General features: G+C 35.1%; 30 protein-coding genes. 3 read left to right on the forward strand and 27 right to left on the reverse strand.

Annotated elements, in window-relative coordinates:
- Window position 1: 1 nt before the first annotated feature.
- From ykgO to rpsL, 27 genes are all read right to left on the reverse strand, one after another.
- Window positions 2-118, reverse strand: a complete 117-nt coding sequence (ykgO, locus tag EV145_RS12405) for a type B 50S ribosomal protein L36 (protein WP_002987490.1) — start codon at window positions 116-118, stop codon at window positions 2-4.
- A 12-nt stretch (window positions 119-130) separates the two neighbouring features.
- Complete coding sequence (gene infA, locus EV145_RS12410) at window positions 131-346, reverse strand: translation initiation factor IF-1 (RefSeq protein WP_007136545.1); 216 nt, start codon at window positions 344-346, stop codon at window positions 131-133.
- 7 nt (window positions 347-353) lie between these two features.
- The gene (gene secY / locus EV145_RS12415; RefSeq protein WP_029272054.1) at window positions 354-1,700 is read right to left on the reverse strand and encodes a preprotein translocase subunit SecY; all 1,347 of its coding nucleotides are present in this window, start codon (window positions 1,698-1,700) and stop codon (window positions 354-356) included.
- Between the two features lie 12 nt (window positions 1,701-1,712).
- A complete protein-coding gene (gene rplO, locus EV145_RS12420; protein ID WP_133525527.1) occupies window positions 1,713-2,165 on the reverse strand; it encodes a 50S ribosomal protein L15 in 453 nt (150 codons plus the stop codon).
- A gap of 11 nt (window positions 2,166-2,176) precedes the next feature.
- On the reverse strand, window positions 2,177-2,359 hold the full coding sequence (gene rpmD / locus EV145_RS12425; RefSeq protein WP_017495010.1) for a 50S ribosomal protein L30: 183 nt from the start codon (window positions 2,357-2,359) through the stop codon (window positions 2,177-2,179).
- A gap of 12 nt (window positions 2,360-2,371) precedes the next feature.
- Window positions 2,372-2,896, reverse strand: coding sequence for a 30S ribosomal protein S5 (rpsE, locus tag EV145_RS12430; protein ID WP_085950926.1), 525 nt, complete (start codon window positions 2,894-2,896; stop codon window positions 2,372-2,374).
- A gap of 3 nt (window positions 2,897-2,899) precedes the next feature.
- Window positions 2,900-3,250 carry a 50S ribosomal protein L18 gene (gene rplR, locus EV145_RS12435; protein ID WP_133525528.1) on the reverse strand — a complete coding sequence of 117 codons (351 nt, stop codon included), beginning with the start codon at window positions 3,248-3,250 and terminating at the stop codon, window positions 2,900-2,902.
- An 11-nt stretch (window positions 3,251-3,261) separates the two neighbouring features.
- A complete protein-coding gene (gene rplF, locus EV145_RS12440; RefSeq protein WP_133525529.1) occupies window positions 3,262-3,804 on the reverse strand; it encodes a 50S ribosomal protein L6 in 543 nt (180 codons plus the stop codon).
- Between the two features lie 18 nt (window positions 3,805-3,822).
- Complete coding sequence (gene rpsH, locus EV145_RS12445; protein WP_029272051.1) at window positions 3,823-4,221, reverse strand: 30S ribosomal protein S8; 399 nt, start codon at window positions 4,219-4,221, stop codon at window positions 3,823-3,825.
- Window positions 4,222-4,326: 105 nt separating this feature from the next.
- Window positions 4,327-4,596, reverse strand: a complete 270-nt coding sequence (gene rpsN, locus EV145_RS12450) for a 30S ribosomal protein S14 (protein ID WP_031456037.1) — start codon at window positions 4,594-4,596, stop codon at window positions 4,327-4,329.
- Between the two features lie 3 nt (window positions 4,597-4,599).
- Window positions 4,600-5,151, reverse strand: coding sequence for a 50S ribosomal protein L5 (rplE, locus tag EV145_RS12455; protein ID WP_017495015.1), 552 nt, complete (start codon window positions 5,149-5,151; stop codon window positions 4,600-4,602).
- Between the two features lie 2 nt (window positions 5,152-5,153).
- Window positions 5,154-5,468: a 50S ribosomal protein L24 gene (rplX, locus tag EV145_RS12460; protein ID WP_007803650.1), complete on the reverse strand. Its 315-nt coding sequence runs from the start codon at window positions 5,466-5,468 to the stop codon at window positions 5,154-5,156.
- A gap of 11 nt (window positions 5,469-5,479) precedes the next feature.
- Complete coding sequence (gene rplN, locus EV145_RS12465) at window positions 5,480-5,848, reverse strand: 50S ribosomal protein L14 (protein ID WP_007803649.1); 369 nt, start codon at window positions 5,846-5,848, stop codon at window positions 5,480-5,482.
- Between the two features lie 2 nt (window positions 5,849-5,850).
- On the reverse strand, window positions 5,851-6,111 hold the full coding sequence (gene rpsQ, locus EV145_RS12470; RefSeq protein ID WP_007803646.1) for a 30S ribosomal protein S17: 261 nt from the start codon (window positions 6,109-6,111) through the stop codon (window positions 5,851-5,853).
- 17 nt (window positions 6,112-6,128) lie between these two features.
- Window positions 6,129-6,320: a 50S ribosomal protein L29 gene (gene rpmC, locus EV145_RS12475; RefSeq protein ID WP_008464297.1), complete on the reverse strand. Its 192-nt coding sequence runs from the start codon at window positions 6,318-6,320 to the stop codon at window positions 6,129-6,131.
- A gap of 12 nt (window positions 6,321-6,332) precedes the next feature.
- Window positions 6,333-6,758, reverse strand: a complete 426-nt coding sequence (rplP, locus tag EV145_RS12480) for a 50S ribosomal protein L16 (RefSeq protein ID WP_017495016.1) — start codon at window positions 6,756-6,758, stop codon at window positions 6,333-6,335.
- 19 nt (window positions 6,759-6,777) lie between these two features.
- Complete coding sequence (gene rpsC / locus EV145_RS12485; protein ID WP_008464292.1) at window positions 6,778-7,536, reverse strand: 30S ribosomal protein S3; 759 nt, start codon at window positions 7,534-7,536, stop codon at window positions 6,778-6,780.
- A gap of 5 nt (window positions 7,537-7,541) precedes the next feature.
- The gene (rplV, locus tag EV145_RS12490; RefSeq protein ID WP_007803631.1) at window positions 7,542-7,955 is read right to left on the reverse strand and encodes a 50S ribosomal protein L22; all 414 of its coding nucleotides are present in this window, start codon (window positions 7,953-7,955) and stop codon (window positions 7,542-7,544) included.
- A 6-nt stretch (window positions 7,956-7,961) separates the two neighbouring features.
- The gene (gene rpsS / locus EV145_RS12495; protein ID WP_031456039.1) at window positions 7,962-8,240 is read right to left on the reverse strand and encodes a 30S ribosomal protein S19; all 279 of its coding nucleotides are present in this window, start codon (window positions 8,238-8,240) and stop codon (window positions 7,962-7,964) included.
- A gap of 6 nt (window positions 8,241-8,246) precedes the next feature.
- Window positions 8,247-9,071 (reverse strand): 50S ribosomal protein L2, encoded by an 825-nt coding sequence (rplB, locus tag EV145_RS12500; RefSeq protein WP_133525530.1) that lies wholly within the window; start codon window positions 9,069-9,071, stop codon window positions 8,247-8,249.
- A gap of 9 nt (window positions 9,072-9,080) precedes the next feature.
- Window positions 9,081-9,371 (reverse strand): 50S ribosomal protein L23, encoded by a 291-nt coding sequence (gene rplW, locus EV145_RS12505; protein WP_008464286.1) that lies wholly within the window; start codon window positions 9,369-9,371, stop codon window positions 9,081-9,083.
- A 7-nt stretch (window positions 9,372-9,378) separates the two neighbouring features.
- On the reverse strand, window positions 9,379-10,008 hold the full coding sequence (gene rplD, locus EV145_RS12510) for a 50S ribosomal protein L4 (protein WP_133525531.1): 630 nt from the start codon (window positions 10,006-10,008) through the stop codon (window positions 9,379-9,381).
- Window positions 10,008-10,625 (reverse strand): 50S ribosomal protein L3, encoded by a 618-nt coding sequence (gene rplC / locus EV145_RS12515; protein WP_133525532.1) that lies wholly within the window; start codon window positions 10,623-10,625, stop codon window positions 10,008-10,010. Before rplC ends, rplD begins: the two co-directional genes overlap by 1 nt.
- A 406-nt stretch (window positions 10,626-11,031) precedes the next feature.
- Entirely contained in the window at window positions 11,032-11,337 is a 306-nt protein-coding gene (gene rpsJ / locus EV145_RS12520) for a 30S ribosomal protein S10 (RefSeq protein WP_007803605.1), read from the reverse strand.
- 11 nt (window positions 11,338-11,348) lie between these two features.
- Window positions 11,349-13,505 (reverse strand): elongation factor G, encoded by a 2,157-nt coding sequence (fusA, locus tag EV145_RS12525; protein ID WP_133525533.1) that lies wholly within the window; start codon window positions 13,503-13,505, stop codon window positions 11,349-11,351.
- 10 nt (window positions 13,506-13,515) lie between these two features.
- The gene (rpsG, locus tag EV145_RS12530; protein WP_026727879.1) at window positions 13,516-13,992 is read right to left on the reverse strand and encodes a 30S ribosomal protein S7; all 477 of its coding nucleotides are present in this window, start codon (window positions 13,990-13,992) and stop codon (window positions 13,516-13,518) included.
- Between the two features lie 24 nt (window positions 13,993-14,016).
- Window positions 14,017-14,400 carry a 30S ribosomal protein S12 gene (rpsL, locus tag EV145_RS12535; RefSeq protein ID WP_007136570.1) on the reverse strand — a complete coding sequence of 128 codons (384 nt, stop codon included), beginning with the start codon at window positions 14,398-14,400 and terminating at the stop codon, window positions 14,017-14,019.
- A 167-nt stretch (window positions 14,401-14,567) separates the two neighbouring features.
- On the opposite strand from rpsL, the gene EV145_RS12540 reads away from it, so the two are divergent.
- The 3 genes from EV145_RS12540 (at window position 14,568) to EV145_RS12550 (ending at window position 21,100) form a co-directional block, all read left to right on the forward strand.
- Window positions 14,568-16,286 carry a hypothetical protein gene (locus EV145_RS12540; protein WP_133525534.1) on the forward strand — a complete coding sequence of 573 codons (1,719 nt, stop codon included), beginning with the start codon at window positions 14,568-14,570 and terminating at the stop codon, window positions 16,284-16,286.
- An 85-nt stretch (window positions 16,287-16,371) separates the two neighbouring features.
- Entirely contained in the window at window positions 16,372-19,602 is a 3,231-nt protein-coding gene (locus EV145_RS12545) for a SusC/RagA family TonB-linked outer membrane protein (RefSeq protein ID WP_133525535.1), read from the forward strand.
- A gap of 10 nt (window positions 19,603-19,612) precedes the next feature.
- Complete coding sequence (locus EV145_RS12550; RefSeq protein ID WP_133525536.1) at window positions 19,613-21,100, forward strand: SusD/RagB family nutrient-binding outer membrane lipoprotein; 1,488 nt, start codon at window positions 19,613-19,615, stop codon at window positions 21,098-21,100.
- Window positions 21,101-21,132: the final 32 nt, after the last annotated feature.

Genomic DNA, 21,132 nt, shown 5'->3' on the forward strand with positions numbered 1-21,132 from the left:
ATTATCCTTGTCTTTGTTTAAATCTAGGATTCTTTTTGTTTATTACGTACAGTCTCCCTTTTCTACGCACGATAATGCACTCGGCACTTCTCTTTTTTACTGATGCTCTAACTTTCATAGTAATTATCCTTTAATATCGATAAGTAATTCTTGCTTTTGACAAATCATAAGGACTCATTTCTAGTTTCACTTTATCACCAGGTAATAATTTGATGTAATGCATTCGCATCTTACCAGAAATATGAGCAATTACAATATGTCCATTTTCTAACTCCACACGGAACATCGCATTTGACAATGCTTCGATGATTGATCCGTCTTGTTCTATTGCTGATTGTTTTGCCATAAATATATTAAGCTACCGCTTTTCTATTTTTACCAGTCTTCATTAAACCATCATAATGTTTATTTAACAAGTATGAATTGATTTGTTGAATAGTGTCTATTGCAACCCCAACCATAATTATTAATGAGGTACCTCCAAAAAACATTGCCCAAGATTGTTGTACATCCATAATACTTACAACAATAGCTGGGAACACAGCAATCAAAGCAAGGAATAAAGATCCTGGGAAAGTTATTAAAGACATCACTTTATCTAGGAAGTCTGAAGTTTCAGCTCCTGGACGAACGCCAGGGATAAAACCACCACTTCTTTTTAAATCATCAGCCATTTTGTTCGTAGGAACAGTAATTGCAGTATAGAAAAATGTAAATACAATAATTAAAGTTGCAAATACAAAATTATACCAAAAACCGAACATATTACTAAATGCTCCAACAATAGATTGTGATGTATCTGATTTAGATAATCCAGCTACAGCTGCAGGTATAAACATAATTGCCTGAGCAAAAATGATTGGCATAACTCCAGAAGCATTAAGCTTTAGAGGAATCCATTGTCTATTACCACCTGCCAAATCTTGCTCATAGTCTCCTGTCGTAGTACGACGAGCGTACTGTACAGGAATTCTACGTACTGCCATTGTAAGCAATACACAAGAAATGATTACTAATAACCATACAATAATTTCAATGGCCATTAACATCAAGCCTCCAGTGTTGTTTGTAACTACAGACTTAAATTCTTGCATAAAAGCTTGTGGTAAACGAGCTAAAATACCAACCATAATCAATAATGAAATTCCATTTCCAATACCTTTATCAGTAATTTTTTCACCTAGCCACATAGCAAAAATTGTACCAGTAACTAGAATGATTACAGACGAGAATAAAAATTCAGGCGAATTAAAGCCTAGTAGAAAAGCACTACCAGGCAATGTTCTGTATAAATTATAGATATAAGTTGGACCTTGAACCAATGTAATAGCAATAGTTAACCAACGTGTAATTTGATTAATCTTTTTTCTACCACTCTCTCCATCATTTTGAAGTTTTTGTAAATAAGGAATAGCAATTCCCATTAACTGAACAACAATAGATGCAGAAATATAAGGCATAATTCCTAAAGCAAAAACTGAAGCTTTAGAAAACGCACCTCCGGTGAACATGTCTAGGATAGATCCTAAACCATTTTTAGTTTGTCCTGCTAACCCCATCAATTGAGTTGCGTCAATTCCAGGAAGCGTAACGTGTGCTCCAAAACGATATACTAAAAGCAATCCTAAAGTAATTAGGATTCTATTCTTTAGTTCTTCGATTTTCCAAACATTGCTAATTGATTCAATAAATTTCTTCATACAATAGAAAAATTATATTGTTACAGCCTCTCCTCCAGCAGCTTCAATAGCAGCTTTTGCAGTAGCAGTAAATTTGTGAGCAGTTACTTTTAATTTTGCTTTCAATTCTCCTCTACCTAAAATCTTAACGATTTCATTTTTGGTAGCTAGACGGTTTGCAACAAACTCTGTCATAGAAACAGAATCAGTAATCACACCTTTGTCTACTAATAATTGAAGCGTATCTAAATTAACACCTTCGTATTCTTTACGATTGATGTTTGTGAAACCAAACTTAGGTACACGTCTTTGAAGTGGCATTTGCCCTCCTTCAAAACCAATCTTTTTAGAATAACCAGAACGAGATTTTGCTCCTTTGTGACCTCTTGCAGCAGTGCCACCTTTTCCAGAACCTTCTCCTCTACCTAATCTTTTATTTTGATTGTGCGTTGATCCTTCAGCTGGTTGTAAGTTACTTAAATTCATAACAGTATTTGTTATTTAGCTTCTTCAACAGAAACTAAGTGTTTAACTTTGTTTATCATACCAAGGATAGCAGGGTTTGAATCATGCTCTACAACTTGTCCCATTTTACGTAGACCTAAAGCTTCTAAACCTCTCTTTTGAGAAAGAGGACAGTTGATTTTGCTTCTTACTTGTTTTACTAATAATTTAGCCATAATTTCCTTGAATTAACCTTTAAAAACTTTTTCTAAAGAAACACCTCTTTGTTTTGCAACAGTATGAGCGCTTCTCATTTGTAATAAAGCATCAAAAGTTGCTTTCACTACGTTATGAGGATTTGATGATCCTTGAGATTTAGATAATACATCGTGAATACCTACTGATTCAAGAACTGAACGAACAGCTCCACCAGCAATAACTCCTGTACCATGAGAAGCAGGAATTAAGAATACACGTGCACCACCAAATTTACCTTTTTGTTCGTGAGGAACAGATTGTCCATTCAAAGGAATTTTTACCAAGTTTTTCTTAGCATCTTCTACTGCTTTCGCAATTGCTTCAGAAACGTCTTTAGATTTTCCTAATCCATGACCAACCACTCCATTTTCATCACCTACAACTACAATAGCAGAAAAACCGAAAGCTCTACCACCTTTTGTAACTTTAGTAACACGATTAACACTTACCAGACGATCTTTAAGTTCAAGACCACTTGGTTTTACCAATTCTACATTTTTGTATTTAGACATAATATATTAGAATTTAAGTCCAGCCGCTCTTGCGCCTTCTGCTAATGATTTAATACGACCGTGATACAAATAACCACCTCTATCAAAAGTGATTGTTTCAATCCCAGCTTTTAACGCTTTCTCTGCAACTAGTTTTCCAACAGCAGCAGCTACTTCAACGTTAGTACCTTTTCCTATTTCTTTTTCTCTAGAAGATGCAGCTAATATAGTAACTCCATTTACATCATCAATGATTTGAGCGTAAATTTCTTTATTACTTCTAAATACAGACAATCTCGGCTTAGCAGCAGAACCACTAATCGTTTTTCTAATTCTGAATTTAATTCTCTGTCTTCTTTCAGATTTTGTTAATGACATAATCTTATTTTTTAAGCTGATTTACCTGCTTTTCTTCTTAATACTTCACCCACAAATTTAACACCTTTACCTTTATATGGCTCTGGCTTACGGAAACCTCTGATTTTCGCAGCAACTTGACCTAAAAGTTGTTTGTCAAATGATGTTAATTTTACGATAGGGTTCTTACCTTTTTCAGATATTGTTTCTAAAGCTACTTCTGGAGCAATTTCTAAAACAATATTGTGAGAATATCCAAGTGCTAAATCTAATTTTTGACCTTGGTTTGAAGCTCTATAACCAACTCCAACTAATTCTAGTTCTTTAGTAAAACCTTCATTTACACCCACAATCATGTTACTGATTAATGATCTGTATAATCCGTGTTTTGCTCTATGGTCTTTATGATCAGACGATCTTTCAACTTGAACTTGATCGCCTTCAACAGTTACAGTTACGTCCGAAAACTCCTGAACTAGTTGACCTTTTTTTCCTTTTACTGTAATAATACCGTCTTTAACTTCAACAGTTACACCAGCAGGGATTACAATTGGGCTTTTACCTATTCTTGACATCTTATCTAGTGTTTAAAATTAGTATACGTAACAAATTACTTCACCACCTACATTTAATTGCTTAGCTTGTTTTCCAGTCATCAAACCTTTTGATGTAGAAACAATAGCAATTCCTAATCCATTAAGGATTCTAGGTAATTTGGCAGCACCTGCGTACTTACGTAAACCAGGTTTACTAATTCTTTGGATATCTTTGATTACAGGCTCTTTAGTATCTTTATCATACTTTAAAGCAATTTTGATAGAACCTTGAACAGTGTTCGTTTCAAATTTGTAACTTAAGATATAACCTTGATCAAATAAGATCTTAGTTATTTCTTTTTTTAGATTAGAAGCTGGAATTTCAACAACTTTGTGGTTTGCAGCCACAGCGTTACGAACTCTAGTCAAATAATCTGCAATAGGATCTGTATACATATGTATTTGATTGCGATTACGGTTTTCAGGAAGCACTATGCTTCCTGAACCTTTAATCAATTAAAATTATTTTTTGGTTTGCAAAAGTACTAACTTATTGCGAGATTACCAAGATGCTTTTTTAACTCCAGGAATTAACCCATTATTAGCCATTTCACGGAAAGTTACACGTGAAATACCGAATTGACGGATATAACCTCTTGGTCTACCTGTTAACTTGCAACGATTGTGCAAACGAACTGGTGAAGCATTTTTAGGTAATTTTTGTAAGCCTTCATAATCTCCAGCTTCTAATAAAGCTTTTCTTTTTTCAGCGTACTTAGCTACCGTTTTCTCTCTTTTAACCTCACGGGCCTTCATTGATTCTTTAGCCATATCTTAATTCTTTTTAAAAGGTAATCCTAATTCAGCCAATAATGACTTTGCTTCCTTGTCTGTTTTTGCAGTAGTAACAAATGTAATATCCATTCCTGAAATTTTGTTTACTTTGTCAATATCAATTTCTGGGAAAATGATTTGCTCCAAAACTCCAAGATTGTAGTTACCTCTTCCGTCGAAACCTGTAGCTTTGATACCACTAAAATCTCTAACGCGTGGTAAAGCAGAAGTAATAAGTCTATCTAAAAACTCATACATTCTTTCACCACGTAAAGTAACTTTTGCTCCAATAGGCATTCCTTTTCTCAATTTGAAAGACGCAACGTCTTTCTTTGAAATTGTAGATACTGCTTTTTGTCCAGTGATCTTTGTTAACTCATCAACCGCATAGTCAATAAGTTTTTTATCAGATACAGCTGCACCAACTCCACGGCTCAAAACGATTTTTTCAAGTTTTGGAACTTGCATTACGTTTGTATATCCGAACTCTTCTTTAAGAGCAGAGATTACTCTACTCTTATATTCTTCTTTTAGTCTAGGTGTATATGCCATTACTATAGTACTTGATTAGATTTTTTTGAAAATCTTACTTTCTTATCTCCTTCTACTCTAATACCTACTCTAGTTGTCTCCTTAGTTTTAGGATCAATTAGTGAAATGTTAGAAATTTGAATAGAAGCCTCTTTCTTAACGATACCACCTTGAGGGTTTTTAGCACTTGGTTTTGTATGTTTCGAAACCATGTTTACACCTTCAACTATCGCTTTATTTTTCTCACGGTAAACACGTAAAACTTTACCTTCAGCACCTTTATGGTCTCCAGCAATAACTCTTACGATATCTCCTGATTTTATTTTTAGCTTTATCATCTTAAAACGAATTAAAGCACTTCTGGTGCTAATGATACAATTTTCATGAATTGTTTTTCACGAAGTTCTCTTGCTACCGGACCAAAAACACGAGTTCCTCTCATTTCCCCTGCAGCATTCAAAAGAACACATGCATTGTCATCGAAACGGATATAAGAACCATCAGCTCTTCTCACTTCTTTTTTGGTACGCACAACAACTGCAGTTGAAACAGCTCCTTTTTTCACGTTACCGTTTGGAGTTGCATCTTTAATAGATACTACAATCTTGTCACCAACAGAGGCATACCTTCTTTTGGTACCTCCTAAAACACGGATAGTTAAAACTTCCTTAGCTCCCGTGTTATCTGCTACTTTTAGTCTTGATTCCTGTTGTACCATAATTATTTAGCTCTTTCTAAGATTTCAACTAATCTCCAACATTTTGTTTTACTTAAAGGACGCGTTTCGCTAATTCTTACAGTATCTCCAATGTTACAGTCGTTTGTTTCGTCGTGTGCAACATATTTCTTTGTTTTCAACACGAACTTACCGTATAACGGGTGTTTTACTTTTCTTACTTCAGCAATAACAATAGACTTATCCATTTTATTTGAAGTAACAACACCTATTCTTTCTTTTCTTAAATTTCTTTTTTCTTCCATCTTTCAGCAGAATACAATTATTGTAACTCTCTTTTAGTTAACTCTGTAGCCAATCTTGCAACTGTTCTTCTAACGCTTCTAATTTGAAGTGGATTAGCAATTGGAGAAATAGCGTGAGCCATTTTTAGGTCAGCATATACTTTCTTAGTTTGACTAAGCTTTTCTTGCAACTCCGCTGCAGAAAGATCTTTTATTTCTGATTGTTTCATAATAAATATAAATTATGCTTCGAAATCTCTAGCAACGACGAATTTAGTTTTTACTGGAAGTTTCTGAGCTGCAAGACGTAAAGCCTCTTTTGCAACTGATAACGGAACTCCTCCAACTTCAAACATAATTCTTCCTGGTTTAACAACAGCAGCCCAATACTCAACTGCTCCTTTACCTTTACCCATACGTACTTCAAGAGGTTTCTTAGTGATAGGTTTGTCTGGAAATATTTTAATCCATAATTGTCCTTCTCTCTTCATGTAACGAGTTGCAGCGATACGCGCAGCTTCGATTTGACGAGAAGTTAAGAACATTCCATCTTCATGTACAGATTTAATACCAAACATTCCATTAGAAAGTTCATGCCCTCTTTGAGAGTTACCTTTCATTTTACCTTTTTGTACCTTACGGTATTTTGTTCTTTTAGGCTGTAACATTTTTCTTTAGTTTAAAAATTTACTTTCTTTTACGAGCGTCTGGTTTTCCACCTTTGTTAAAGTTAGATTTGCCTCTAGGAGCATCTCCACCTTTACCACCACCTGTACCAGATTGTTTTTTGTCCATTCCAGCAAGTGGAGAAAGTTCTCTCTTACCGTAAACTTCACCTTTCATGATCCATACTTTGATACCCATTCTACCATAAGTAGTATGAGCTTCAGCCAAAGCATAATCAATGTCAGCTCTGAAAGTTGATAGAGGAATTCTACCTTCTTTGAAACCTTCTGAACGCGCCATCTCAGCACCATTCAAACGACCAGAAATCAAAACTTTGATACCTTCAGCGTTCATACGCATAGAAGCAGCAATAGCCATTTTGATTGCACGTCTGTAAGAAATACGGCTTTCGATTTGTCGAGCAATGCTTGTCGCCACAAGATAAGCATCTAACTCAGGTCTTTTGATTTCAAAGATGTTAATTTGAACCTCTTTGTCAGTAACTTTCTTAAGTTCTTCTTTCAACTTGTCTACCTCTTGCCCACCTTTTCCGATAATGATACCAGGTCTAGCAGTAGTGATAGTAACGGTTACAAGTTTCAAAGTTCTCTCGATGATTACTTTTGATACACTAGCTTTTGATAAACGAGCATGGATATACTTTCTGATTTTGTGATCTTCGGCTAATTTATCACCGTAATCATTTCCACCATACCAGTTTGAGTCCCATCCTCTGATGATACCAAGTCTATTTCCAATTGGATTTGTCTTTTGTCCCATGCTGCTTAAGAATTGCTTTGTGTGTTATTGATAGCTCCAAGCACGATTGTTACGTGGTTAGAACGTTTTCTGATTCTGTGTGCACGACCTTGTGGAGCTGGACGAAGTCTTTTTAACATCATTCCACCATCTACTCTGATCTCTTTAACAAATAATCCAGCTTCTTCTAAATTACCTTCACTATTTTTTTGCTCCCAGTTATTGATTGCAGATAATAATAGTTTTTCTAATTTTCTTGAAGCTTCTTTAGAACTGAATCTTAAAATGTTAAGTGCTCTTTCTACCTTCTGACCTCTTACCAAGTCCGCTACTAAGCGCATTTTTCTAGGTGAAGTAGGGCAGTTATTCAATTTTGCGAAAGCAATAGACTTATTAGCCTCTTTTCTCGCATCTGCTGTTTCTCTTTTACGAACTCCCATTGCTTCTTATTTTTTACCTTTATTTTTTGCTCCAGCATGACCTCTAAAAGATCTAGTTGGTGAAAACTCTCCTAATTTGTGACCTACCATGTTTTCTGTTACGTAAACTGGTACAAATTGACGACCGTTATGAACTGCGATAGTTTGTCCAACAAAGTCTGGAGTAATCATTGAAGCTCTAGACCAAGTCTTTACCACTCCATTTTTACCACTTTCTATGTTTTCTTGAACTTTCTTGTCTAATTTATAATGAACGAAAGGTCCTTTTTTTAATGAACGTGCCATATCTTATTATTTCTTTCTACGTTCTACGATATACTTGTTACTCGGGTTTTTCTTAGAACGAGTTCTGTAACCTTTAGCTGGCACTCCGTTTCTTGAACGTGGGTGTCCTCCAGAAGAACGTCCTTCACCACCTCCCATAGGGTGATCAACTGGGTTCATCGCTACTGGTCTAGTTCTAGGTCTTCTTCCTAACCATCTTGTTCTACCTGCTTTTCCAGATACAACTAATTGGTGGTCAGAATTAGAAACAGCTCCAATTGTAGCCGAACAAGTCAACAAGATCAATCTTGTTTCACCAGATGGCATTTTAATTGTTGCATATTTCCCGTCTCTTGCCATTAACTGAGCAAAAGTTCCAGCTGAACGAGCAATAACCGCTCCTTGTCCTGGACGTAACTCAATACAAGATATAACAGTTCCAAGAGGAATTCTGCTTAAAGGTAATGTATTACCAATTTCAGGTTGAGATTCTGGACCAGAAACTAATTTCTGACCAACTTTCAATCCGTTTTGAGCAATTACATAAGTTTTCTCTCCATCAGCATAAGCTAATAAAGCGATAAACGCAGTACGATTTGGATCGTATTCAATTGATTTCACTGTAGCTGGAATTCCATCTTTAGTTCTTTTGAAATCAATAATACGATATCTCTGCTTGTGACCACCACCCGTATAACGCATGGTCATCTTTCCTTGACTATTTCTACCTCCAGAGTTTTTTATCGGCGCTATCAAAGAGCGTTCCGGCTTATCAGTTGTAATGGCGTCATAACCATTCACAACTCTAAATCGCTGACCTGGGGTAATAGGTTTTAATTTTCTTACTGACATTTTTCTATCTTAGATATTGTTGTAAAAATCAATTGTTTCTCCTTCTTGTACTTGAACAATTGCTTTTTTATATGCATTTGTCTTTCCACTGATTAAACCACTTTTAGTGTATTTAGTAGATCTATCTGGTCTCACATTCATTGTGTTAACAGAAACGATAGTTACTCCATAAGCAGCCTCAACAGCTTTCTTAATCTCAACTTTGTTTGCTTTTTTGTTAACAACGAATCCGAAGCGGTTTAGAACTTCACTTTCTTTGGTTACTTTTTCCGTTACTATAGGTCTAATTATGATACTCATACTCCTATTATTTGCTTAAATTTTCTTCAATTAACTCTAAAGAACCTTCTAAAAGCACTAAATTATTAGTGTTTAAAATAGCGTAAGTGCTTAATTCAGAGCTAGTTACGACATTTGACGCCTTTAAATTACGTGACGACAAATATACGTTTTTATTCGACTCTCCCAACACAAATAGAGATTTTTTATTTTCTAACCCTAAAGCTTTCAAAACGTTAATGAAATTTTTAGTGTTTGGTGCATCAAAATTAAAGTCTTCTAAAACGATAATATTCGACTCTTTTGCTTTGATTGAGAAAGCTGATTTTCTAGCCAATCTTTTTAAAGCTTTATTCAATTTGAATGAATAACTTCTTGGTCTTGGTCCAAAAACAGTTCCCCCACCTTTAAACAAAGGGTTCTTAATGCTTCCCGCACGAGCTGTACCCGTACCTTTTTGCTTTTTAATCTTACGCGTACTTCCAGTTACTTCAGCTCTTTCTTTAGCCTTGTGAGTACCTTGTCTTTGATTAGCAAGATATTGCTTAACATCAAGATATACTGCGTGATTGTTTGGTTCAATTGCGAATACTGAATCAGAAAGTTGAACTTTTCTACCAGTATCTTTTCCGTTGAAATCTAATACTTTTACTTCCATTACTTCTGAATGATTACGTAAGAGTTTTTGTGTCCAGGAATACATCCTTTAACAACAAGTAGATTCTTTTCAGCAACTACTTTTAAAACTCTAAGGTTTTGAACTTTTACATTATCTCCTCCCATTCTTCCAGCCATACGCATTCCTTTGAATACTCTAGATGGATAAGAAGAAGCTCCCACAGAACCAGGCGCTCTTAAACGGTTGTGCTGACCATGAGTAGCTTGTCCAACACCACCAAAACCGTGACGCTTAACAACACCCTGGAAACCTTTACCTTTAGACACACCTTGTACATCTACAAATTCTCCTTCTTCAAAAATAGAAACATCAATAAGATCTCCTAATTTTTGTTCAGTTGCGAAATCTTGGAATTCAACGACTTTTTTCTTAGCAACAGTTCCAGCTTTTTTAAAGTGACCTACAGCCGCTTTAGTAGAATGTTTCTCGTTTTTGTCATCGAAACCAAGTTGCAACGCTTCGTACCCGTCAACACCTTTGGTTCTGACTTGGGTAACAACACATGGACCAGCTTCGATTACCGTACAAGGAATGTTTTTCCCGTTTTCATCAAAAATACTAGTCATGCCGATTTTCTTACCAATTAACCCAGACATAAATATTAATTATTAATTACTAAAATTCCCTTCAATTTGAAAATAACAGAAATTTCCAAACAGGGAGTGCAAAAGTAGACATTAAAATTGAATATACCAAACGGTTCCAAAAATTAAATCGCTCATAATCAAAATCCAAGCTTCAAATCAACACCAAAAAGAACTTTTATCATCTTAAAACTTGAAACGTTTTTTTAAATCTTTAAACAGTTTTAACTTAACAATTACTTAATGAAATCAAAATTAAAAACTACCGCACCTCCTTAAAACAAAGGGATTTACACAAACCCTAAAACCATTTTAGATAATGAAATATTTAAAAATCTACAAATCGAAACCATCTTTTAAAAACAAAAAAAAGCGAGACAGGAATGTCTCGCTTTTTATATAAAAAAATATAAAAAAATTATACTTTTATCTCTACTTCTACGCCACTTGGCAATTCAAGTTTCATTAAAGCATCAATAGTTTTAGATGAAGATGAATAAATATCAATCAATCTCTTGTATGACATTACTTCAAATTGCTCTCTCGCTTTTTTGTTAACGTGCGGAGAACGCAACACAGTGAAAAGTTTTTTGTGAGTTGGCAACGGAATTGGACCTGTTACAACTGCTCCAGTAGTTTTTACTGTTTTTACGATCTTTTCAGCAGATTTATCTACCAACATGTGATCGTAAGATTTTAGTTTTATTCTGATTTTTTGACTCATTTTCTTAAGAATTAAGCGTTACCTTTTGCTTTTTTAATTACAGCTTCTGAAATATTAGAAGGTGTTTCTGCATAGTGAGAAAACTCCATTGTTGAAGTTGCTCTACCAGAAGACAATGTTCTTAATGTTGTTACATATCCAAACATTTCTGATAAAGGCACATCAGCTTTAATAGTTTTAGCACCGTTTCTGTCACCCATGTCATTAACCTGACCTCTACGACGGTTGATATCACCTACGATATCTCCCATGTTTTCTTCAGGAGTAATAACTTCCATTTTCATGATTGGCTCCAAAATAATCGCACCAGCAGCTTTAGCTACTTCTCTATAACCCATTCTAGCAGCTAACTCAAAAGAAAGCGCATCAGAATCGACAGGGTGGAAAGATCCGTCCGTCAAAGTTACTTTCAAACTATCCACTTGATAACCTGCCAATGGACCAGTTTTCATAGCTTCACGGAAACCTTTTTCTACAGAAGGGATATATTCCTTAGGAACGTTACCACCTTTTACTGCATTAATAAACTGTAATCCTACAGGAACTTTACCATCAACCTCGTCAGCTGGTTCAAGTGTAAATACGATATCACCGAATTTACCACGACCTCCTGATTGTTTCTTGTAAGTTTCTCTGTGCGTAGCAGTTCTTGTAAACGCTTCTTTATATTCAACTTGAGGCTCACCTTGGTTTACTTCAACTTTAAATTCACGTTTCATACGATCTACTAAGATATCTAAGTGAAGCTCACCCATACCAGAGATAATCGTTTGCCCTGAAGCCTCATCTGTTCTAACAGTAAATGTTGGATCTTCTTCAGCTAATTTAGCCAAAGCCATACCCATTTTATCAACGTCAGCTTTAGTTTTAGGTTCAATTGCAATACCAATTACCGGTGCAGGGAATTTCATAGACTCAAGAATGATTGGGTGTTTTTCATCACACAATGTATCTCCAGTTTTGATATCTTTAAATCCAACAGCAGCTCCAATATCTCCAGCCTCAATAAATTCGATTGGATTTTGTTTGTTAGCGTGCATTTGGTAGATACGAGAAATTCTTTCTTTATTTCCTGAACGAGTGTTCAAAACATAAGAACCAGCATCCAAACGACCAGAGTAAGCACGGAAGAAAGCTAAACGACCTACGAATGGGTCAGTAGCAATTTTAAATGCTAAAGCAGCGAACGGCTCCTTTACGTCTGGACGACGTAAGATTTTAGTTTGATCTTCTTCTAATAATTCAGCATCATCAGGATGAATTCCTTCGATACCTTCCTTATCCATTGGAGAAGGTAAATATTTACAAACCGCATCTAACATGAATTGAACTCCTTTGTTTTTGAAAGAAGAACCAGCAATCATCGGGATGATAGCCATATCCATAGTAGCAGCTCTTAAAGCGTTGTTGATTTCTTCCTCTGTAATAGAGTTCTCATCTTCCATGAATTTCTCTAAAAGATTTTCATCGTAGTCAGCAACTGCTTCAATAAGAATAGATCTGTATTCTTTAACCTCCGCAACCATATCAGCAGGAATTTCAACAATATCAAAAGTTGCCCCTTGAGTTGCATCATGCCAAATGATAGCTTGGTTTTTTACTAAATCTACAACACCTTTGAAATCATTCTCTTCACCAATTGGCAAAGTGATCGCAACAGCATTTGATTTTAACATATCACGAACTTGTTGACAAACTGCCAAAAAGTTAGATCCTTGACGGTCCATTTTATTTACGAACCCCATACGTGGAACTCTATATTGATCAGCAAGTCTCCAGTTAGTCTCTGATTGTGGCTCAACACCATCAACAGCACTAAACAAGAAAACTAATCCATCAAGCACACGTAAAGAACGGTTTACCTCTACAGTAAAGTCAACGTGTCCAGGAGTATCAATAATATTAAAGTGGTATGGCAAAGACTCAGGCAAAAGCTTACCCTGCTCAGTTGGAAAATTCCACTCGCAAGTTGTTGCAGCTGAAGTAATTGTAATACCTCTTTCTTGCTCTTGAGCCATCCAGTCCATTGTTGCAGCACCATCGTGTACTTCACCAATTTTATGTGACTTTCCAGTATAAAAAAGAATACGCTCAGTTGTTGTTGTTTTACCAGCATCAATGTGAGCAGCAATTCCGATATTTCTTGTATATTTTAAATCTCTAGCCATTTCTTACGAATTAAAATCTAAAGTGAGAGAATGCTTTATTAGCTTCTGCCATTTTGTGAGTATCCATTCTTTTCTTAACCGCAGCACCTTCTTCTTTAGCAGCAGCTAAACATTCTGACGCTAAACGTTGTGCCATAGATTTTTCATTTCTTCTTCTTGAATAAAGTATTAACCACTTCATTGCCATAGAAATTTTTCTGTCTGGACGAATTTGCATTGGGATTTGGAATGTCGCTCCACCAACTCTACGGCTACGTACTTCTACGTGAGGCATAACGTTTGTTAAAGCATCTTTCCAGATCTCTAATGAAGTTTTCTCATCATTTTGCTTTTTAGTTTCAATGATATCAATTGCATCATAAAATACTTTAAAAGCTGTAGATTTCTTACCATCCCACATTAGGTTGTTCACAAAACGTGTTACCAATTGGTCGTTAAACCTCGGATCTGGTAAAAGTGGTCTTTTCTTTGCCGCTCTTTTTCTCATGTCTTTTTCTTAAAAGTTTTTAAATTACTTTTTTGCTTCTTTTGGGCGTTTAGCACCGTACTTAGATCTTCTTTGCGTTCTTCCTGCAACACCTGACGTGTCAAGCGCTCCACGAACGATATGATATCTAACACCTGGTAAATCTTTTACCCTTCCGCCTCTAACTAATACTATCGAGTGCTCTTGTAGATTGTGTCCTTCTCCAGGAATGTAAGCATTCACTTCATTACCATTTGTCAAACGTACACGCGCAACTTTACGCATTGCAGAGTTTGGTTTTTTTGGTGTAGTAGTGTAAACACGCGTACAAACCCCTCTTCTTTGAGGACAAGAATCTAAAGCAACCGATTTACTCTTCTTAGTTATCTGAGTTCTTCCTGTTCTTACTAATTGTTGAATTGTTGGCATAATTAATACTAAAAATTATTATGTTTATTAAATTCCCGCTTTTTACGGGGTTGCAAATGTATAAAATATTTTTCACTATACAAACGTTAATTCATTAATTTTCAACAACATTATTTAGACTTATGATTTTACAAACAAACAATAGATATTTGCAATACTTTTAACTCATGAAAAAACGGCTTTTGAAACACTTATTACAAATATTTCTATTTTGCGTTATAAGCATTTCTAGCTATGCTCAAAATTTTCGCCTAACAATTAGCGGAATCAATAAAACTGAAAATCAAATTATTGACTCATTAAACTACAACACAAATCATCCAAACATAAAATCATTGTTTGACGAAGTAAAAAACATTTCTGAAAAACTATCAAAAATTGGGTATTTAGAAAACAACATCCTTAGCACCAACCGAATAAACGACAGCACTTACACCTCAATAATACAGCTGAAAAAACAAACAAAATACATACATATATATATAGGTATAAATAATTCTTTTTTTAATTCAGAAAAAATCAAAAACGACACCATCATTTTGCCATATAATGAAGTTGAAACTTACTTAAATCAAAAAATAATTGAAGCAGAAAAACAAGGATTTGCCCTAAGCAAAATCAAACTAGAAAACATCAAAAAAAAGAATTCAACAATTTATGCCGATTTAAATTTTAAATCCGAAAAAAAAAGAACGATAAATTCAATCATCCTAAATTACACAAATCCTAAAGTGAAAGATTTTTTCCCAAAAGGACACTTAAAACAATTGAATAAAAAATACCTGAATAAAACTTTTAACCAAGAAACCACGCAGCAACTTTACGAAGACATAAACAGTTATGAATTTATTTCGCAAACAAAATATCCAGAAATATTATTTACTACTGATTCAACCAAAATCTATATTTACATAGAAAAAAGAAAAGCAAATACTTTTGACGGATATATTGGTTTTTCAAATGACAAAGATGAAAAAGTAAATATAAACGGATATGTTGACATCAACCTCCTAAACACTCTACGAGCAGGAGAACAATTTTCTTTGTATTGGAAAAGCGACGGCAATAAACAAAAGACCTTTAACACCAAATTAGAAATCCCATATATTTTCAAATCACCATTAGGCATAAAAGCACAACTTAACATTTTCAAACAAGACAGCACATTTCAAAACACAAAAACCGCCATTGATTTAGGCTATTATATAAATTACAACTCCAGAATTTATGCCGGATATCAGGCAACAGAATCAAGCGACATACAAAACACCAATAATTCACAAATCAGCGATTTTAATAATGCATACTTCACATCAAGTTTTGATTATAAAAAAATAGATAACATAAACAATCTTGTTCCAAAAAAGGCTTTTATAAACTGGATAATTGGTTACGGAAAAAGAAACACTAACTCTTCACCAGAAACTGCCGGTTCAAGCGCGCAATTTTACACAAATCTAAATGCCTCATACAATTTTGAAATAAATGGCAAAAATTTCATTAACATAAATTCACAAAATTTTTATTTAAACAGCAAGAATTATATTTCCAACGAATTATTTCGTTTTGGAGGCATGAACTCTATACGTGGATTTTTAGAAAACAGCCTGCAGTCAAACTTCAATTTTTTAATTTTAACAGAATACAGATACAAGTTTTCAAAAAATATTTACATCCATTCAATTGCTGATTACGGTATATATCAAGACTTAACATCTACAGTTAATCCAAATCAAACAAAAAAACTGATCGGACTTGGTATTGGTACTGTTTTACAGACACCAAATGGACTACTAAAGATAAACCTTACAAATGGAGGTCAAAACATTCAAGAATTACAATTATATAACACTATAGTAAACTTATGTTATAATGTTAAATTTTAGCGGTAACTGAAAAAAGTTTAAACTAATATTAGGATAGTTAACAAATTATTAAGAGTTTTGCGATACTAATTCAAAATATTTAAAAATGAAACTAAAGTTCAATGGATTCTTAGTGCTTTTATTAGTACTAGTAGCGCAACTTACATTTGCGCAAGAAAGAGCCGTTTCAGGAACAGTTTCTGATAATGCAGGAATGCCTTTGCCAGGTGTGAGTGTATTACTTAAGGGAACAAAATCTGGGACGCAAACTGATTTTGATGGTAAATTTACGATCAAAGCATCAACAAGCCAAGTTTTGGTATTTAGCTACATTGGGATGAAAACTCAAGAAATAGCTGCGAGTTCATCAGTAATCAATGTAAAATTGGCTGGAGATGCTCAAGAACTTGAAGGAGTTGTAGTAACAACAGCTTTAGGTATTAAAAGAGAGAAAAAATCTCTAGGATATGCTACACAAAAAATTGATGGTGACGAGGTTAACAAAACACCTTCAACTAACTTTGTGAACAGTATGTCTGGTAAAGTTGCTGGTCTTCAAATTAAAAACAACAACAACTTAGGAGGTTCTACAAACGTTGTAATTAGAGGTTACAAATCTATTGGTTTCAACAACCAGGCTTTATTCGTTATCGATGGAGTTCCAGTTGACAACAATGAGGTTTTAGGTAACACATCTTCACAAAAACAAGCAGGTGCTGGTTATGACTATGGTAATGCTGCATCTGATATTAACCCTGCAGATATCGAATCTGTGAACGTGTTAAAAGGTGCTGCTGCAACTGCACTTTATGGATCTAGAGCTGCCAATGGTGCAATCATGATCACAACTAAAAAAGGAAAACAACAAAACGGCCTTGGAGTTTCTTTAAGCTCTAGCGTAAGTATTGGTACTGTAGACAAATCTACATTTGCAAAATACCAAACACAATACGGACAAGGTTACTTTCCATCTTTCAGAACTACATTTGATGTTGATGGAAACGGTACTTTAGACAACACTGTAAGAACAAACCATGACGCTTCATTTGGTCCTGCTTACGATTCTTCTCAAATGGTTTTTGGATGGGATTCATTCGTTCCAGAATCTTCAACTTACAAAACTGCACGTCCATGGGAAATTGCAAAACATGGTGCTATTGAATTCTTTGAAAATCCTGTTGTAAACACTAACACAATTGCTGTCAACGGAGGAAATGACAAAGGAACTTTCAACTTATCTTACACTAATTTAAGTTCTACAGGTTTAATGCCTAACAGTGAGCAAAAGAAAAACTCTTTCTTAGGTAACGCTAGTTATAAATTAACAGACAAATTAACTGCTACTTTCTTCACAAACTATGTTGTTACAGACACTAAAGGAAGAAATGGTACAGGATACAACGGTAACATTATTTCTGGATTCAGACAATGGTGGGGTACTAATGTTGACTTATTGGAGCAAAGAGCTATTTACCAACAAACAGGTAAAAACTACACTTGGAATGCTAACAGCCCAACAAACATCACTCCTGCTTACTGGAACAACCCATATTTCCAAGTTTACGAAAACTACGAAAGTGATACAAGAAACAGATTCTTAGGAAATGCAAGTTTGAACTACAAAATTACAAGCTGGTTAGATGCTACAGGTAGAGTTTCTGTGGATACTTACTCAGATTTCCAAGAAGAAAGAAGAGCTAACGGTTCTTACGCTGGAGATCCATTCGGAATTGCAAGAAGCAATGAAGAATCAGGATACCAAAGACTTAACAGAAACTACTCTGAGTTCAACTACGATTTAATGTTCAACTTCAACACTAATTTAAATGAAAATTTAAATTTAAAAGGAGTAGCTGGTATCAACATCAGAAGACAACAAGTTGATCAAATTTTAGCTTCAACTTCAGGAGGACTTTATGTTCCAAAATTATTTTCTTTGACAAACTCTGTAAATGCAGTTGAAAAACCAGTAGAAGCAATGTCTGACAAAGGAGTAAACGGATACTATGTTAGTGCTTCATTAGGATACAAAGATTATTTATTCTTAGATGCTACATTAAGAAGAGACGTTTCTTCAACTTTACCAAGCGACAACAATGAGTACTACTACCCATCTGTTTCTGGAAGTTATGTATTCTCAAACACTTTACAACAAGATTGGTTAACATTAGGAAAAGTAAGATTAGGTTATGCAGAAGTTGGTAACGACGCTCCTTTTGCTAAAACTATCGATACTTACACAAGTAACTCTCCTTTTGGAACACCATTATATTCTGTTCCTTCAACAAGAAACAATCCTAACTTGAAACCAGAAAGAACAAAAAGCTGGGAGGCTGGTTTGGAGTTACAAATGGCTCAAAGAAGAATTGGTTTAGATTTATCTGTTTACAAAACAAACACTGTAGATCAAATTGTTGACTTACCAGTTTCTGAGGCAACAGGTTATACTAAATTATTCAAAAACGTTGGTAACATCGAAAACAAAGGTATCGAAGCTACTTTAACTTTAGTTCCTGTTAAAATAGACAACTTCACTTGGACAATGGTTACTAACTGGGCAAAAAACAAAAACAAAGTTATTGCTTTAGATGAAGGTATTGAAAACTACCAACTTGGTTCTTTCCAAGGAGGAATTACAATCAACGCTACTGTTGGTCAACCTTATGGAACTATCCAAGGATCTGATTACGTTTACTTAAACGGACAAAGAGTAGTTGATGCAGGAACAGGAAAATACCAAATTACAGGTACAAATGACAATGTTATTGGAAACTTTACTCCAGACTGGACAGGTGGTATCAACAACATCTTTAACTACAAAAAATTCTCTTTCAGCTTCTTAATTGATATGCAAAAAGGTGGAGACGTATTCTCTCTAGACAGATGGTACGGAGAAGGTTCTGGATTATACACTAACACGGTTTACACAAATGATTTAGGAAATCCAGTAAGAAGCACAATCGCTGATGGTGGTGGACATATTCTTCCAGGTGTACTTCCTGATGGAACACCAAACACAATCAGAATCGAAGCAAACGATGGAACTGACGGATCATTCGGTTATTTAGGTTCTGCTAATAAAGATTACGTTTACGATGCTTCATACGTTAAACTTCGTGAGCTTACATTAGGTTACACTTTTGACAAAAAAGTTTTAGGAGGTGCATTCCAAGAGCTTTATTTAGGATTATCTGGATCTAACTTATGGATCATCCATAAAAACTTACCAGATGCTGATCCTGAAGCAGGTTTAAGTGCTGGAAATTTACAAGGATACCAATCAGGGGTTCTTCCAACAACAAAAACTTTTGCTGTAAATTTAAAAGCTAAATTCTAATAAAGAAAACATGAAAAAATTAATTATATTCATAGGAATATTAACGCTTACATGGGGATGTAACGATGATAGCCTAACCGATTTAAACGTAGATACCAAAAACCCGAGCTCTGGAGTTCCTTCAGGCGCTTTACTTGGTAATGCTGAAAAGAATCTTTTTGACCAAATGACCAATACTAACGTTAACACAAATGTCTTCAGACTTTGGGCTCAACATTGGACAGAAACTACGTATCTTGACGAATCAAACTACGATATCTTGCAAAGAAACGTTCCTGATAGCCACTGGCAAATTTTGTACCGTGATGTACTTAAAGATTTAAAAGAGGCTACTAAATTGACAACAGCTGAAGAAACTGTAACTCCTGCTGAATTAAAAGTAAAAACAAACAAACTTGCTATCATTGAAGTTTTAAATGTTTACGCTTACACTATTTTAGTTGATACTTTTGGAAACATTCCTTATACTGAGGCATTAGATCCAGACGCTCATCCAAGCCCAGCTTATGACGATCCAAAAGTTATTTATGCTGACTTATTCAAAAGATTAGATGCTGCCCTTGCTAAGCTTGATGCTTCTGGAAAAAGTTTTGGCGCTTCTGATTTCATTTACGAAGGTGATGTTGCAAAATGGAAAAAATTTGCAAATTCATTGAAATTGCGTATGGCAATTACAGTTGCAGACGAGCCAACTTTAGCAGCTACTGCTAAAACAGCTGCTGAGCAAGCTGTTGCTGCTGGAATTATTACTTCTACTGCTGATAATGCAACATTACAATACAAATCAACTCAGCCAAATACAAACCCTTTATATGAGGATCTTGTAACTAGCGGAAGATACGATTTCGTTGCTGCTTCACCATTAGTAACAAAAATGAATACACTTAATGACCCAAGAAGACCATACTACTACATTCCAGTTGGAGGTGTATTTATTGGTGCTCCTTATGCTCAAGGTGTAGATTTCGAATCTTATTCTTCAGCTGGAGATCCTGCTGATGCAGAAGGAGATCACACAGTATTATTAGACCCAACTTTAGAAGGTCTATTACTTGATTACACTGAAATGGAATTTTATTTAGCTGAAGCTGTAGAAAGAGGTTTTGCTGTTGGTGGTACTGCTGCACAGCATTACAACAATGCAATTACATCTTCAATCATTTACTGGGGTGGAACTAGTGCTGAAGCAACTGCTTACTTAGCACAGCCAACTGTAGCTTACGCAACAGCAACTGGTACTTGGAAACAAAAAATTGGAGAGCAAGCTTGGATTGGTTTCTACAACAGAGGATATGAGGCTTGGACTTCTTGGAGAAGATTAGACTTCCCTGCTTTAACAGCTCCATCTTCGGCAGTTCCTGCTTCTGAAGGTCAAATCCCTAAAAGATTTACTTACCCTGTTTTAGAGCAAACATTAAACAAAACAAACTATGCTGCTGCTGGTACTGCAGTAGGTGGTGACAAGCTTAAAACAAAACTTTTCTGGGATAAATTCTAATTTTAGACCAAAAAACTTAATATTAAAACCAC

Source organism: Flavobacterium sp. 245, assembly GCF_004362055.1.
Lineage (GTDB): Bacteria > Bacteroidota > Bacteroidia > Flavobacteriales > Flavobacteriaceae > Flavobacterium.